Consider the following 15,304-nt stretch of genomic DNA (forward strand, 5'->3'; position numbering starts at 1 on the left):
TCGGGTAACTCATCATGGCCGTGAGCACTAGTGGGTGTCTCGAGGCCGGGATACGAAAAGTTGTGCGTAGAGCCAGCCGTCGGACTCCAGGCCGCTCGGGTCGACCCCGGCCGCCGCGAGCGACTCGATCACCTGGTCCTGTTCCTCGGCCGAGGCGAACCGGCGCTGCTTGAACACCCCGTCGACCCGCTCGGTCCGGTAGCCCAGCGCGCTCAGCCGCTCGGCGATCGGGGCGAAGGAGAACATCCGCAGCACGAAGTGCGCCATCCACGGCCTGCCGACCTCGGCGACCCGGCCGATCGTCTTCTCGGTGACGTAGCCGACGCAGCCGGTGGACACCACGATGTCGACCCCCGCCAGTGCCGCGCGCTGGGCGTCGGTCGGGTCGGCGCTCTCCAGGTCGGCGTGCAGGGTGTCGTCGACGAAGCCCGCCGCCCGCGCGTAGGCCAGCGCGGGCTCGGAGGCGTCGAACCCGACGAACCGCACCCCGTCGAGGCCACCGCGCTGCTCGACGAACCGGCGGTCGATCGAGCTGATGGTGTCGGTGTTCAGACCGCTCACCGCCCGGTAGCGCTCGGCCATCTCGTCCATAGTGGAGTCGCAGCGCAGCAGCGCGGCGTTGATCCCGTATGAGCAGCCGATGTCGAGCACGGTCGCCTCGGCGCCGCGCTGTTCCTGGAACTCCTGGATGAGCTTGAGGAAGTACGGCTTGGCCAGTTCGGGGATGCGGTAGTCCAGCGCGCTCAGCACGCCGAAATAGCCGCGCGGGTCGGGCTGGGTGTAGATGTCGTCGAAGGAGGTCTTTCCGGTCGCGTCCAAGTCCACGCCTTCGGTTCCCTTCCTAGTGTCCTGCGCTCGGCCGCGGTGGCGATCCGGGGGTTCGCGGGCACGGCGACGCAGTCGCTCGTGTTCGCGGGCCCCCGGATCGCCACCTAAAGGCGGCCGAGCCGCGCTCCCGGAGGGAGCGCCGTGTCACTGGCCGCGCTTCCGGAGGGAGCGCCATGTCTCAGTCCGGCTTTACCTTCCTAATCCAGGAGTTCGTCGCCGCGCACCGTGCCCGCGGCGGCCAGGTGCTCTGGCAGGACCCGGCCGAAGAGCTGTCTGGTCCGTTCCAGGCTGCCGATCACCCCAGGACGCTCGCTGTAGGCGAAGATCGCGGAATGGCGGGCGGTGTCGCCGTGCACGGGGGTCACCCGGTGCAGCGAATAGCGCCCTTTGAACAGCTGTAGGTCGCCGGGCCGCAGCGAAAGCCGGTTGATCAACCGTTCGCCTTCACCGGTCAGCACGGCGGCCACGTCGTCGAGGTTCTCCGATCCGGCCGACCGGATATTCGGGCAGTATTCGAACACGCCGCCGGTGTTCGATTGCTGGGTGAGCATGCTGACGGTGAATTCATTGGTGTCGAAGTGCCAGGGATGCCCTTTTTCCGGGGACACCACATTGAGGCAGAGCCCGGCCAGCGGGTCGGCGAACTCGTGGAGCGCGTCGAGTTCGAAGCACTCGGCGACGAACCGCTGGAACAGCTCACTGGTGTAGAGCCGGTGGATGATCGACTCGGCCGGGATCCGGTCGCGGGCCACGAAAGCGTTGCCGCGCTCCATGATCAGCCGCCCGGGGTGGCCTTCGGGCAGGTCGGCGTCGAGCGGGATGTTGTAGGCGTTGACCGACTCGACGTCATAGTGCGCCAGCGGCGCGACGGCGGCACACTCGGCGCGCAGGGCCTCGCGCAGGTCGCCGCGGAGGAAGTCTGGCAGCACACTGCACCCGTCGGCGCGCAATTCGGCGCGCGCCTGGGAAACCGCGGCGTGCCAGCCCTCGCCCGCCGGATCGGCCAGCGGATATCGCGCGGTGTCCACGACCTGCTCGATGACCCGAGCTCCCGGTGCGATCATGCGGTTCATTCTGTTGATCCGAAGTGGATCGGCGCCACCGAAAAACCGATCCGATTTCGTGACGGTAGCCATATTGTGTCGCGCGCCCAAGATCCGGTAAATTCAGGACTTTTCCAGATATTCCGCGCGGTCGTCGGCGACGAGTTGGCCGACCATGGTGGCCAATCCGGGATAGGGCCCAAGATCGGGATCGTCGGCGATGAGCGCCTGCGCCACGATCCGCGCGTCGGCGATGACCCCCTCGTCCTGCAGCAGCGACAGCATCTTCAGCCCCGAGCGGGACCCGGACTGGCTGGCGCCGAGGATGTCGCCCTCGCGGCGCATCTCCAGGTCGAGCCTGGCCAGCTCGAATCCGTCCAAAGTGGACGCTACGGCGGCCAGCCGGTCGCGGGTGGCGGTGCCGCCGGGCATCTCGGTGACCAGCAGGCAGAGTCCGGGCGCGCTCCCCCGGCCGACCCGGCCGCGCAGCTGGTGCAGTTGGCTGACACCGAAGCGGTCGGCGTCCATGATGACCATCGCGGTGGCGTTGGGGACGTTGACGCCGACCTCGATCACGGTGGTGGCGACCAGCACGTCGAGTTCGGCGGCGGCGAAGGCCCGCATCACCCGGTCCTTCTCGTCCGGGGCGAGCCGTCCGTGCAGGACCCCGAGCCGCAGCCCGGCGAGCGCGCCGTCGGCCAGTTCGGTGGCCACGTCCACCACCGCGAGCGGCGGACGCCGGTCTGAGCCCTCGTCGCCGCCGGAGGCGTCCTCGGCCGCGGCGTCGTCGCCGATGCGCGGGCACACCACATAAGCCTGGTGCCCCTTGCCGACCTCCTCGCGCACGCGCTGCCAGACTCGGTCGAGCCAGGCGGGCCGCTCGGCGACGGGCACCACGTTGGTCGAGATCGGCGAGCGGCCCGCGGGCAGCTCGCGCAGCGCGGAGGTCTCCAGGTCGCCGTAGACCGTCATGGCGACGGTGCGCGGGATCGGCGTCGCGGTCATGACCAGCACGTGCGGGCTGACGTTCTCCCCCGCCCGCGCCCGCAGCGCGTCGCGCTGCTCGACGCCGAAGCGGTGCTGCTCGTCGACCACGACGAAGCCCAGGTCGGCGAAGATCACCTTGTCCTGGATCAGCGCGTGCGTGCCGACCACGATGCCCGCCGCCCCGCTGGCCGCGTCGAGCATGGCCTGCTTGCGCTGCGGGGCCGACAGGGAGCCGGTGAGCAGGGTGATGCTGGTGGCGTTGTCGGCGCCGCCGAGCATGCCGCCCTGCGCGAGGTCGCCCATCATCTCGGCCAGCGAGCGGGCGTGCTGGGCGGCCAGGACCTCGGTCGGCGCCAGCAGCGCGGCCTGCCTGCCCGAGTCGATCACCTGCAGCATCGCGCGCAGCGCCACGATCGTCTTGCCGGAGCCGACCTCGCCCTGCAGCAGCCTGCTCATCGGATGGCTGCCGGAGAGGTCCTCGGTGATGGCGTGGCCCACCTCCACCTGGCCCTTGGTCAGGGTGAACGGGAGCCGCTGGTCGAACGCGTCGAGGATCCCGTCGGGCCGGGGCGGGCACGCGGGCGCGGGGCGGGCGCCCGCGGCCTGCCTGCGCTGGGCGAGCACGAGCTGCAGCGCCAGCGCCTCGTCCCACTTGAGCCGGGTCTTGGCGGACTCCACATCGGACCAGTCGGCGGGCAGGTGGATCGCGCGCACGGCCGCGTCGTACTCCGACAGGCCCAGCTTCTCCCGCAGTTCCAGGGGGAACGGGTCGTCGATGGCGTCGAGCATGCCCAGCGCCTGGTGCACGCACTGGGCGATCTGCCAGGACTGGATCTTCGCCGAGGCCGGGTAGACCGGGATCAGGCTGCCCGCGAACTCCTCGACGTTGACGTCCTCGGTCGAGTCGATGAGCTGATAGTCCGGGTTGGCCAGTTGCAGCTTGTTGCGGAACGCGGTGACCTTGCCCGCGAACAGCGCGTCCAAGCCGGGGCGCAGCTTGTCGAGGTGCCACGGCTGGTTGAAGAACGCGCACTCCAGCGACTTCTTGCCGTCGGTCAGCACGACCTCGACGATCGAGCCGCGCTTGGTCTTCATCTGGCGCTTGTTCACCGAGACGACCTTGGCCATCACCGTGACGTGCTCACCGACCTCCAGGCCCGCGATCTCGGTGAGCTGGCCGCGCTCGGCGTAGCGGCGCGGATAGTGGCGCAGCAGCTCGCCCGCGGTCTCCAGGGAGAACGCGGCGTTGAGCGCGTCGGCCGACTTCTTGCCCACCACCCGATCGAGCTTGTCGCCCAGCGAAGCCATAATCCTCCGTTCCGTGTCCGGCCCGATTATGTCGTCCGGCCCCGACTATTCGAGGCCCAGGTTCAGCACCGAGTCGGACTGGCCGCCGCGGTAGACCATCAGGTCGGCCTCCGGGCGGTCCGTGCGCAGATAGTCGGCCAGCGATTCCGCGACGCCGGCGGGTGCGTCGCGGCCGAGCAGGGCGGTGACCAGTTCACCGCCGACGGCCAGCATCCGGTCGACCACCCCGCACGCGACCTTGGCCAGCGTGTCCGCCGTCGGCGGTCCCGGCTCGATGAGCACCACCTCGCCGTCGGCGAACCCGACGACGTCGTCGGCCTTGCACGGCCCGATCCAGGTGATCGCGTCCTCGGCGGCGACGACGACCGCGCCACGCCTGGTCGCGGCGGCGGCCTCGGCCATGGCCACCACGTCGTCGCCCGCCCGCCTACGCGGGTCGTGCACGGCGATCGCGGCCAGCGCCTGCACCGGGGACGCGCACGGCACGACGACAACGTCCTGACCCGCGGCGACAGCGCGGATGGCGGCCTCGTCGGCGATCTCCATGAGCCCGTGGTCGCCGGGCAGCACGGTGACGTGGGCGGCGCCGGTGCCGGTGATGACCTGGAGCAGCTCATACGGCGTCGGCTCGTCGCCATCGGCCACCCGCAGCACCGCGACGCCCTCGGCCAGGAACAACTCGGCCAGGTCGTCGCCGCGCACCGGGGCGACGACCGCGCGGTCCTTGGCGTAGCGCCCCGCCTCGGCGGAGACGGCGTCGGCGAACCGCGCGACCCGGATCTGGCGGGGCCTGCCTGCCTCGATCCCGGCCTCGATCGCCGCGCCGACGTCGTTGCAGTGCACGTGCACCGTCCAAAGGTCCGCGCCGTCGCCGACCACGGACACGCAGTCGCCCAGCCCGTCGAGCGCGTCACGCAGCGCCGCGACGTCGGTGGCCTGCTCCAGCAGGTACATGACCTCGTAGGCGAAGAGGTCCGAGCCGTCCTCGCGGGCCGCGACCAGCGGGTTCTCCGGCCTGCGCGGCGCGGCCGTGTCGGCGCTGACCCGCGCGGCGGCGGCCAGTTCGGGCGGGCGCCCGCCGATGACGGCGACCAGCGCGTCGAGCAGGACGACGATCCCGCGCCCGCCCGCGTCGACCACGCCCGCCTCGGCCAGCACGTCGAGTTGCTCGGGGGTCCGGTCCAGCGCGTCGGCCGCGGCGATGGCGGCGGCCGCGGCGACCTCGGGCAGGGTGTCCGGGCTGTTCGCGGCCGCGGCGGCGTCAAGGACGCTGAGCATGGTGCCGGGCACCGGCTTGGACACCGCGGCAGTGGCCAGTTCAGCTCCCCGAACGAGCGCCTTGTGCAGCAGCGGCCCGGTGACTTCGTGCTGGTCATGGACGGTTTCGGCCACCCCGCGCAGGAACTGCGAGACGATCACCCCGGAGTTGCCGCGAGCGCCGGTCACCGCGCCTTTTGCCAGCACCGAGAACGCGCCGCCCGCGTCGGACCGCTCGTCGACCGGGGCTCGCAGCAGTGCCTCCAGCGCCGCGCGCAGGGTGTTGAGCAGGTTGGACCCGGTGTCGCCGTCGGCGACCGGGAAGACGTTGATCCGGTCGATGTCGGCGCGGTGGGCGTCCATGGACTGCACGCAGGCCGCTGCCCATCGCCGCACCTCGCCAGCGTCGAGCGCCTGCAGCACGCCTACCTCCCGTGGGTCCTCGCTTAACCGGGCAGCGTAGCGACCGCCCGGCCACCCGGTTTGGAACACCACGCGGGCACCCGTTACGCTGTGATGACTGCCCGGGCCTGCCTGGGCCCTCGTACGTGCGCCCACGAGTTTGACAGTGTGTTGTTCAAGCTGTTCGAGCCGTGGGCACCGCAACCTGAAGGAGTGTCTGACGTGGCTGCCGTGTGCGACGTCTGTGGCAAGGGGCCAGGCTTCGGCAAGTCGGTCTCGCACTCCCACCGACGCACCAACCGTCGGTGGAACCCGAACATCCAGAGCGTGCGCGCCAAGCTGGGCATCTCCCAGACCAAGCGCCTCAACGTGTGCACCTCCTGCCTGAAGGCGGGCAAGGTCGTTCGCGGCTGAGCTGAGCTCTTTATCGAAACCGGCGTCGGTGACTCAGGTCACCGACGCCGGTTTCGTTGTGCCCACCGCACGTAAGGCGCGCAGTGCCGCCAAGCCCGCGACCAGCGCGGCGACCCCGGCGATGGCGAACGACGGCCGCGCCCCGAACACCGCCACCACGGCGCCGCCGAGGACCGTCCCGAGCACGTTGGACCCGATCAGGATCGCGCCCGCGGTCGCGAAGACCCGGCCCCGCAGGTGCTCGGGCGTCCGGGAGCGCAGCAGCCCTTGGTTGCAGACGTTCTGCAGCCCGTTCGCCGCGCCGCCGAGCAGGTAGCCCAGCGCGACGGGGGCGGTGAACGGCAGCAGAGCGGGGACGAGCATGGCGATCCCCATCGCGCAGCACGACAGGCCAAGCCCGGTGAGCAGCGCCCGTTCGGTGCGCGACCGCCCCGCCACGCGCACCCCGACGAACACCCCGGCCATCCAGGCCGCGTGCAGCACCCCGAGCGTGGCGGCGCCGCCGCGCAGGACGTCGGTGACGTAGAAGACGTTGGCCACGTCGGCCGCCATGACCCCGGCCATCGCCACCGCCAGGCTCACCGACGCCACCCGCAGCACCGGATCGGCGGCGACGTGCCGCCACCCGGCCAACGCGTCCCCCTGGCGCCTGCGCCGCCGCGCACCCCGGGGATCGCGCTCGGTCCGGACGAACCCCAACATGGCGGCCTGCACCAGATAGGTGGCGGCGTCTATATATAGAGCATCCCGCGTTCCGAGCGTGGCCACGAGCAGCCCGCCCGCCGCCGATCCGGCGAGCATCCCCAACGTGCGGCCTGTCGCCACCACCGCGTATCCGCGCGTGGAGTCCCGCTCCCCACAGATCACCGGCACCATGGCCGCCGCGGCCGGGTTCACCACGGCGGTGCCGCAGCCGAGGAACACCAGCATGACCAAGACCAGCGGCAAGGTGTGCAGCACCGCGACGACCCCGATCACCGCCCCCGCCTGCACCACCTGCCCGATGATCATCAGACGGCGGTTGGGGAGCCGGTCGACCAGCAAGCCCGCCAGCGGCGCGCCCAGGGTGACGGGAACGAACTCGGCGATCAGCACGGAAACCACGGCGAAGGAGCCGAAAGTCTTGGCGTGCAAGAGAAGCACGATCAGGGTGACCGCTGTGCCGAACATCGACACCGCCGAACCGGACGCTACCAACAGCAGATCCCGACGCCCCGGCACCGCACCGACGGTATCGCCGAATTCCCTGGAACAGAACGGACATCACACCCTTAGCCCGCGCGCTCTACCCGGAAGGGCAGTCGACCAGAGCGCGGTTCACCCGGTCGCCCTATCGGTTTCCCGAACGGCCCTGTCGACCGCGAACACAGTCAGACATCCGCATATGGCAATCGAAGGCGACTTTTGAACCTTTAGCGCACAACCGATCTACGCGACCATGCGACTGGTTGTCCCCGAACCCTGCTTGGAGGCAGCAACCATGTTCAAACGAACTCTTGTGCCGCTCGCGGCCGGAGGTCTGCTCGTCGGCGCGATCCTTGTTGTCCCCATGGCGAACGCGGCGGCACCCCAGGCCGTCGCCGCCGTCCCGGACATCTCGGTCGCCAACGTCCAGGCGCACCTGACCGAATTGCAGACCATCGCCACGAACAGCAACGGCAACCGCGCGCACGGAACGCCCGGGTTCCAGCGGTCGCTGGATTACGTCAAGGGCAAGCTGGACGCCGCGGGCTTCACCACGTCGACCCAGCCGTTCACCCACAACGGCGCGACCGGGTACAACCTGATCGCCGACTGGCCCGGTGGCGACCCGAACAACATCCTGATGGCGGGCGCGCACCTGGACAGCGTCACCGCGGGCGCCGGGCTCAACGACAACGGCTCGGGCACGTCGGCTGTCCTCGAGGTGGCGCTCACCGTGGCGCGGGAGCAGTTCAAGCCCGCCAAGCACCTGCGGTTCGGCTGGTGGGGCGCTGAGGAACTGGGCCTGATCGGGTCCAAGTACTACGTCAACAACCTCGGCGGCACCGAGCGGGCGAAGGTCAAGCAGTATCTGAACTTCGACATGGTCGCCTCGCCGAACGCGGGCTACATGGTCTACGACGGCGACGCGCACCCGAGCGGCTCGGTTCAGATCCAGCGCACGATCGAGGAGTTCTTCACCGGCATCGGTGTCCAGACCGAGGAGGCCACCGGGATCACCGGGCGCTCCGACCACGCGCCGTTCGCCGACGCGGGCATCCCCATCGGCGGCATCTTCACCGGCGCCGAGGGCACCAAGACCGCCGCCCAGGTCCAGAAGTGGGGCGGCACCGCGGCCGCGTTCGACGCCTGCTACCACCGGTCCTGCGACCGCAGCAACAACATCGACGCCACCGCGCTCGACCGCAACTCCGACGCGATCGCGCACACGGTGTGGAAACTGGCCGACACGGGCGCCCCGCCGCCGCCCCCTGGCAAGGTCTTCGAGAACACCAACGACGTCAACATCCCCGACGCGGGCGCCGCGGTCACCAGCGCCATCACCGTCTCCAGTCTCACGGGCAACGCCCCGGCGACGCTGAAAGTGGACGTCGACATCAAGCACACCTGGCGCGGTGACCTCGTCATCGACCTGATCGCGCCCGACGGATCGGCGTACCGGCTGAAGAACTCCAGCGCCAACGACTCGGCCGACAACGTGATCGCGACCTACACGGTCAACGCCTCCACCGAGGCCGCAAACGGCAGTTGGAAACTCAAGGTCCAAGACGTCGCCCGCTACGACACCGGCCACATCAACAGCTGGAAGCTCACCTTCTGATCGCTGACCGCGGAGCCGCGCTCGACCGGATCTCCTTCCGGCCGAGCGCGGCTACGCGCGAATGGCGACCAGTGACTTGGGCAGCCCGGCGGCGCGCTCCCGCCAGATCTCCGAGCCGGGGAACAGGTGCCGCATCTCGGTCGCCGAGACCAGATCGGTCGCCAGGATCGCGTCGATGGCGGCGTTCCGGTCGAGCGTGGCATGGCCGAACGGCCAGCGGCGCACGACGGCGGCCCGCAGGATCACCGGCAGGAATTGCAGCGCCGGGAACGTCCAGTGCGGCTCCACCGGGAAGTACCGGTACGGCGTCTGCACCCAGTGCCGGTCGGCGGCATCGTGGATCACCCCGGCCAGCCTGCACCGCGGCCCGTAGCCGCCGACGTGTTCGAGCAAACTGTTGGACACCACCAGATCGAACCGCTCGCCCGAGACCTTGACCGGGTCGCAGGCGTCGTCGACGACGTGGCGCAACCACGGTTCCGGGGCGGCCGCGTCCACCAGGTTGACCGTCGTGACCGCCGCGGGACGGACGGAATCGTTGCGCCAGAAGGAAGGCATGCCGCCGAGGTCGAGCACCCGCAGGTCAGCGAGATCGGGAAACCGGCCGAGCAACTCCTGCCACCGCTTGGCCCGTGCCCGACTCGACACCGAGCGCGGATTGTCCGGGTCGTTCAGCAACCGCTTCATCCGATGCACCACAGAGCCCATGAGTTCCCCTTGGCAGTCGACGGTCGAACCGAAGTCGATCATTCAAGGAGTCGGCGGTGCGGCTTGCCTGCTACGAGCCGGGCCGAACTCCACCCGGCTGGGCCAACGAATTCGCGCTGGGTGGAGGCGTTCAGCGGCACGGCGGCGGCTGTTTGGTGCACCCCTGCCGTTAGGGCAGCTTCCAGTCGACCGGCTCCGCTCCCTGCTCGGTCAGCAGCGCGTTCGCCTTGCTGAACGGCTTCGACCCGAAGAAGCCCGCGTGCGCCGACAGCGGGCTCGGATGCGCGGACTCGATCGCGGGCACGGAACCGAGCATCGGCCGCAGGTTGCGGGCGTTGCGCCCCCAGAGGATCGCCACCAGCGGACCGCCGCGCGCGGCGAGCGCGCGGATGGCCTGCTCGGTGACGTCCTCCCAGCCCTTGCCTTGATGGGAGTTCGCCTTGCCGGGCTCGACGGTGAGTGCCCGGTTCAGCAGCAGGACCCCGTTGTCCGCCCACGGCGTCAGGTCGCCGTTCGAGGGCAGCGGGTGCCCGAGGTCCTCGCAGTACTCCTTGTAGATGTTCACCAGGCTCTTCGGAATCGGCCGGACGTCGGACGCCACCGAGAACGACAGCCCCACCGCGTGCCCGGGCGTCGGATACGGGTCCTGCCCGACCACCAGCACCCGCACATCCGCGAACGGCTGTTGGAAGGCGCGCAGAACGTTCTCCCCGGCGGGCAGGTACTTCCGCCCGGCGGCGATCTCGGCGCGCAGGAATTCGCCCATCTTGGCGATCTGATCCTCGACCGGGGCCAGTGCCTGCGCCCACCCGGCTTCGACGATCTCAGTCAAAGGTCGTGCCACGCCGGAAAAGCCTACTCAGTCCAGCCGACGCAGCCCCGCCCGGTACGCCTGTGCGTTGGCCAGGTAGATCTGGACGATCCCCGAGGTCATGTCCGCCTCGACCACGTGGCCCTCCCGGACCCGCGCCGGAACGCCCAGCGCCATGGATCGGGCCGGGATGTGCCCGTTGAACGACATGACCGCGCCCGCTCCCAGGATCGCCCCGTCCTCGACCACCGACCCGTTCAGCAGCACCGACCCGGAAGCGATCATGCACCGGTCGCCGACGGTGGCGCCTTCGATGTGGACGTTGTGCCCGATGACGCAGTCCGCGCCGATCTTCGCCGGGTGGAACGGGGTGCAGTGGATGACCGTCCCGTCCTGCACGCTGGTCCGCTCCCCGATCTCGATCGTTCCCGCGTCGCCGCGCAGGACCGCCTGCGGCCAGACCGACGCCCCTGCGTGCAGCGTGACGGCGCCAATGACCGTGGCGTCCGGGTGGACGTAGGCGTCGGGGTGGATGGTCGGCGTCAGGTCGCCGAGGGCGTAGACGGGCACGCGATCTCCTTGCCGAGGTGAACGGAGAGTTCGTGTCCGGCATAGTGCCCGAACGCGGGGATGTCGGCATAGCCGGACGAGAGGTAGAGCGCGACGGCCTCGGGCTGCTTGGTCCCGGTCTCCAGGATCAGCCGCGCGATCCCGGCCCGCGCCGCGGTCCGCTCCAGCTCGGCGAGCATCTCCCTGGCCAGGCCCTTGCCGCGGCCGGCTGGCGAGACGTACATGCGCTTGATCTCGGCGGTGCCGTCGCCGTGGTCGCGCCAGCCGCCGGTGACCAGCGGGCGGCCATCGACGTAGCCGACATAGAACCGACCGAGCGGCGGGGCGAACTCGGCGGGGTCGACGGGCGACTCGTCCGGGCTGCCGTAGCGGATCACGTACTCGTCCTGCACCTCGTCGATGAGCAGGCGCGAGTGGGGGTGGTCGTAGGCCCTGGGTTGGATGTCCACCCCGCGATTGTCGTCTGTCCGCCGTCTGAAACGTGGCGGCGGGGCCGTGGACCTCGCCACAGCCCCGCCGCCCACTTCAGGTCACCGCGCCGGACGCTCGCCGGGCATGAGTCCCTCTGCCGCCACCGCCTGGGGCACGGCGTCCGCCTCGCCGGGCATGAGGCCTTCCGCCAGGTCGGCGCTCGGGCGTTCGCCGGGCATCAGCCCCTCGGCCGACGGTGGTTCCGGCTCCGACTCGGCGGTGGCCACCGACTCCTGGGCCGATTCCCAGATCCCGCTGTCGTCGAGCCCGGCGGCCCGCGCGTTCTTGGCCCGCACTCCGGGGTCTTTGTCCTCGGCCAGAGTCGCCTGGACCACCTCCGCGCGACTGGACGCGAGGTTGCCGGTGCCCGAGGCCGCGGCGACCCGCACCGACGGGTCCGGGTTCGCGGCCGCGGCCAGCAGGATGTCCACGACGCCGTCGTCGTCGATGAGGCTGGCCAGGTAGGCGGCCTTGGCCGCGAGCATCGGCTCGCCGCCCTCGACCATGCTCTTGAGGTGGGGTAGCGCCTCGGCGCCCATAGCCGCGGCCGACTGGTAGTTCGGCTCCTCTGGGATCAGCGCGGCCCGCACCTGTTCGAATGTGATTGCCATCGAGCCCTCCTCACAGGTCCTGGGTGAACGGGCTTGCCACCATTGTGTCGCGTTCGCTCGCGATCAGGTCCGGTGGCGGATTGGTGATGTTCGCGGTGCCGCCGCCGGTCATGAGCCGGTTGCTGTCGCTGACGTGGTTGAGTCCCAGCACGTGACCGACCTCGTGGCCGAACGTCCACTGCGTCGCGCCTTGGGCGACCACCGCGCCGGGCTGCCCCGCCGGGTGCGCGGCGCACCCGTTGAACGGCGGGACGGTCGACCGGACGAAATACACCACGACGTCGTTCGGACCCGCGTTGTTCCGGTTGGCGAACAGCTGGATCTGCTCGGCCGTGGCGTTGCCGCGGGTGCAGGTGCCGACGTCGACGTCGTTGAGGGTGGGCAGGTTCAGATTCTCCGTGGACGCGTGCTGCACGTGCACGCCGACGGAGCCGTACACCTCCCGCATCCGCTGCATCACCGTGGCCACCGAGACGTTCGGGTTGGTGAGGATCTTGGTGTGCACCCGGACCGTCGGCACCCGCGCCCACCACTTGTGCCAGAGCGCGTTGTCCGTGCCGCGCACGAACGTGTCGATCCGGTTCGGTCCCCACGACGCCGCGGCGGGCCCGCTGGTCAGTATCCCGCCGAGACTCTCCCAGCCCGACCAGCCGCCCTGGTACCACTTGTGCCACATCGCGTTGTCGGTGCCGCGGACGAACACGTCGAGCCTGCCCGCGGCCCAGGACGAGACGTCGGGGGCGCTGGTGAGCACCCCGCCGAGGCTCTCCCAGCCTGACCAGCCGTTCTGGTACCACTTGTGCCAGAGCGCGTTGTCCGTACCGCGCACGAACACGTCCAACCTGCCCGACGACCAGGACGCCACCGCTGGGTCGCTGGTCAGCACCCCGCCCAGGCTCTCCCAGCCCGACCAGCCGTTCTGGAACCACTTGTGCCACAACGCGTTGTCCGTGCCACGGACGAACACGTCCAGTCGCCCGGACGACCAAGACGCCACCGCGGGCCCGCTGGTCAGGATCCCGCCGAGACTCTCCCAGCCCGACCAGCCGTTCTGGTACCACTTGTGCCAGAGCGCGTTGTCCGTACCGCGCACGAACACGTCCAGCCTGCCCGACGACCAGGCCGCCACGGCAGGCCCACTCGTCAGGATCCCGCCCAAGCTCTCCCAGCCCGACCAGCCGTTCTGGAACCACTTGTGCCACAACGCGTTGTCCGTACCTCGTCCGAACACGTCAAGTCGCCCGGACGACCAAGACGCCACCGCCGGATCGCTGGTCAGCGTCCCGCCGAGGCTTTCCCACCCAAGCCAAGTCATCGCGACCTACTCTCACGAAGTCGGGATCGTGTGTCTGTTCGTCGGCTCCTGGGAGACGTTTGTTAGTGGCGGACAAAGTCCTCGCGCGAACGCGGGCCGACCCCGCCCGATCGAGCGACAAGGCCGACCCGAACGGGCACCCGCTTACCTGCTTCCCGATGGGTCGACATTTATGCGGAAGCGTGACTGACGCCGATGGCTGCCCCACCACCTCTGCTACAACGTAATCATGACGCCACAGCGAGTAACGATTAGCCTGCGCCGCATAGCGGGCGACTGCCAGGACGACGACTGTCCGGCGGTGTACCTGTCCGATCGAGGAACAGTCGTGTTCCAAGGCGATAGCGTGTCCCTTGCCAACGGGCTTCGCCTCGGTCAAGGTGAACAAGCCGTCGAGTTGCCAATGACCGTGGTCAGGGAGGCCATCCGTGCGCTTGGGACATGACGGTTCCCGTAACCTGTTCCGCACCTACCTGAGATCGGCGTGGCGCTTCGAGACACAGCCGACGTACACGATCCCCGGCGAGGCGGACTCCCTGGGCCAGTTTCTCGCAGGCCGGCCCGAGCCCGATCTCGCGCCAAGATACATCGAATGGCTCGAATTGACGCGCGCCAATGTAGCCGCGGGCAAGTCGATCGGGCGAGTGAAAGTTGTCCGTCGGCCGTTCACCGACTACACGCGGTATGCGTTCGCCTGGGGAATACCGCGCAACATCGAACACGGTGAGGACATCCGCATCCTCGACGCGACCGGCTTGACCCTGGATCTACCCGCCGATGACTTCTGGCTTTTCGACGACACCGAGGTCCTCCGCCTGACCTATCGCGAAGACGGGACGCTGATCAGCCGTGAACTCCTGGCTGATCCGCCGATCGAAAAGTATCGGCAGTGGCAACGAGTCGCACTTGAACGTTCCGTCCCATTCGAGGACTATGTTCGATCCTGAACGCCAGCAACGGGAACGCCGGGATCTGGCCGATGCCCTTCGCGATATGCGGAGGGCCGCAGGCCTGTCCGGCGAGCGTTTGGCCGCCCGATGCGCGATGTCCCAATCGAAGATCAGCCGTATCGAGCGCGGCAAGATCCTGCCGTCGGTGACCGATGTCGAAAGAATCCTGTCCGCATTGGGTGTCGACCCGAAAGAGACGCAGCAGTTCCTCGACCTCGCAAGAACCGCGAACGTCCACTATCGGTCGATCAGGGCGCTGGCGGAGATCGGCCTTTGGCGAGGGCAAAACGAACTCTCGGCCCTGGTCGCCTCCTCAACGCAAGTCCGATACTTCTGTCCCGCTGCCCCCTCGGGGATGATGCAGACCCCCGAATACGCGGCAGCGATCCTGACGCCGACGGTTCGAGGCAGGCCTGCGCGCAATGTCGAACGAGCTGTCGAAGCTCGGATCGAACGGCAAACCGCCCTGTACGACGCTTCGCGAAGTTTCACCTTTGTGACGACCGAACAAGCAGTCCGGTGGAACCAAGCTCCGGCCGAAGTGATGGCGGCCCAAGCCCGACACATGGCCGATCTGGCCGAACTGCCGAACGTGACGATCGCTGTCGTTCCGAACGACGCACAGATGAACGCGGTCCCGTTGAGCAGCTTCGTCGTCTATGACGAACGATTCGTCATGTGCGAATTGTTCTCCGGCAGCGTCATACTTCGCGACCCGCAGGAAGTCGCGTATCACGTCAACGTCCTCGAACACTTCCAGGAACGCGCGCGAGTGAACCAGGAAGCAGCCACTTTTCTGCGGCAGATGGCAAACGAGTCCTAATAA

At 69.2% G+C, this 15,304-nt stretch carries 15 protein-coding genes; 4 read left to right on the forward strand and 11 right to left on the reverse strand.

The window, feature by feature from the left end:
* Window positions 1-27: 27 nt before the first annotated feature.
* The 4 genes from BN1701_RS17215 to BN1701_RS17230 all read right to left on the reverse strand — a co-directional run bounded on the left by BN1701_RS17215 (window position 28) and on the right by BN1701_RS17230 (window position 5,843).
* Entirely contained in the window at window positions 28-825 is a 798-nt protein-coding gene (locus BN1701_RS17215; RefSeq protein ID WP_054050106.1) for a class I SAM-dependent methyltransferase, read from the reverse strand.
* Window positions 826-1,025: 200 nt separating this feature from the next.
* Window positions 1,026-1,901, reverse strand: coding sequence for an arpA protein (locus tag BN1701_RS17220; protein WP_197672106.1), 876 nt, complete (start codon window positions 1,899-1,901; stop codon window positions 1,026-1,028).
* A 93-nt stretch (window positions 1,902-1,994) separates the two neighbouring features.
* On the reverse strand, window positions 1,995-4,166 hold the full coding sequence (gene recG, locus BN1701_RS17225) for an ATP-dependent DNA helicase RecG (RefSeq protein WP_054050108.1): 2,172 nt from the start codon (window positions 4,164-4,166) through the stop codon (window positions 1,995-1,997).
* 45 nt (window positions 4,167-4,211) lie between these two features.
* Entirely contained in the window at window positions 4,212-5,843 is a 1,632-nt protein-coding gene (locus tag BN1701_RS17230; protein WP_054055927.1) for a DAK2 domain-containing protein, read from the reverse strand.
* 204 nt (window positions 5,844-6,047) lie between these two features.
* Between BN1701_RS17230 and rpmB the strand changes: the two genes are divergently transcribed.
* Window positions 6,048-6,239, forward strand: coding sequence for a 50S ribosomal protein L28 (gene rpmB, locus BN1701_RS17235; RefSeq protein WP_054050110.1), 192 nt, complete (start codon window positions 6,048-6,050; stop codon window positions 6,237-6,239).
* Between the two features lie 33 nt (window positions 6,240-6,272).
* Here rpmB and BN1701_RS17240 read toward each other — a convergent pair whose 3' ends face one another.
* Window positions 6,273-7,460 carry an MFS transporter gene (locus tag BN1701_RS17240; RefSeq protein ID WP_157368036.1) on the reverse strand — a complete coding sequence of 396 codons (1,188 nt, stop codon included), beginning with the start codon at window positions 7,458-7,460 and terminating at the stop codon, window positions 6,273-6,275.
* A gap of 259 nt (window positions 7,461-7,719) precedes the next feature.
* On the opposite strand from BN1701_RS17240, the gene BN1701_RS17245 reads away from it, so the two are divergent.
* Window positions 7,720-9,042, forward strand: coding sequence for a M28 family metallopeptidase (locus BN1701_RS17245; protein ID WP_054050114.1), 1,323 nt, complete (start codon window positions 7,720-7,722; stop codon window positions 9,040-9,042).
* A 51-nt stretch (window positions 9,043-9,093) separates the two neighbouring features.
* Here the strand turns inward: BN1701_RS17245 and BN1701_RS17250 are convergent, their stop codons facing one another.
* The 6 genes from BN1701_RS17250 to BN1701_RS35640 all read right to left on the reverse strand — a co-directional run bounded on the left by BN1701_RS17250 (window position 9,094) and on the right by BN1701_RS35640 (window position 13,528).
* Entirely contained in the window at window positions 9,094-9,729 is a 636-nt protein-coding gene (locus BN1701_RS17250) for a hypothetical protein (RefSeq protein ID WP_054055928.1), read from the reverse strand.
* Between the two features lie 190 nt (window positions 9,730-9,919).
* Complete coding sequence (locus tag BN1701_RS17255) at window positions 9,920-10,594, reverse strand: uracil-DNA glycosylase (RefSeq protein WP_054050116.1); 675 nt, start codon at window positions 10,592-10,594, stop codon at window positions 9,920-9,922.
* A gap of 15 nt (window positions 10,595-10,609) precedes the next feature.
* On the reverse strand, window positions 10,610-11,131 hold the full coding sequence (locus BN1701_RS17260; RefSeq protein WP_054050118.1) for a gamma carbonic anhydrase family protein: 522 nt from the start codon (window positions 11,129-11,131) through the stop codon (window positions 10,610-10,612).
* Complete coding sequence (locus BN1701_RS17265; protein ID WP_054050120.1) at window positions 11,104-11,580, reverse strand: GNAT family N-acetyltransferase; 477 nt, start codon at window positions 11,578-11,580, stop codon at window positions 11,104-11,106. The genes BN1701_RS17260 and BN1701_RS17265 overlap by 28 nt, the downstream gene beginning before the upstream one ends.
* A gap of 81 nt (window positions 11,581-11,661) precedes the next feature.
* Complete coding sequence (locus BN1701_RS17270; RefSeq protein WP_054050122.1) at window positions 11,662-12,213, reverse strand: HEAT repeat domain-containing protein; 552 nt, start codon at window positions 12,211-12,213, stop codon at window positions 11,662-11,664.
* A 10-nt stretch (window positions 12,214-12,223) separates the two neighbouring features.
* On the reverse strand, window positions 12,224-13,528 hold the full coding sequence (locus BN1701_RS35640) for a hypothetical protein (RefSeq protein ID WP_157368037.1): 1,305 nt from the start codon (window positions 13,526-13,528) through the stop codon (window positions 12,224-12,226).
* Between the two features lie 428 nt (window positions 13,529-13,956).
* Between BN1701_RS35640 and BN1701_RS17280 the strand changes: the two genes are divergently transcribed.
* Window positions 13,957-14,475, forward strand: coding sequence for a DUF6879 family protein (locus BN1701_RS17280; RefSeq protein ID WP_054050126.1), 519 nt, complete (start codon window positions 13,957-13,959; stop codon window positions 14,473-14,475).
* The gene (locus tag BN1701_RS17285; protein ID WP_082859903.1) at window positions 14,462-15,301 is read left to right on the forward strand and encodes a helix-turn-helix transcriptional regulator; all 840 of its coding nucleotides are present in this window, start codon (window positions 14,462-14,464) and stop codon (window positions 15,299-15,301) included. The genes BN1701_RS17280 and BN1701_RS17285 overlap by 14 nt, the downstream gene beginning before the upstream one ends.
* Window positions 15,302-15,304 lie beyond the last annotated feature (3 nt).

It is taken from the genome of Alloactinosynnema sp. L-07 (genome assembly GCF_900070365.1).
Taxonomy (GTDB): Bacteria; Actinomycetota; Actinomycetes; order Mycobacteriales; family Pseudonocardiaceae; genus Actinokineospora.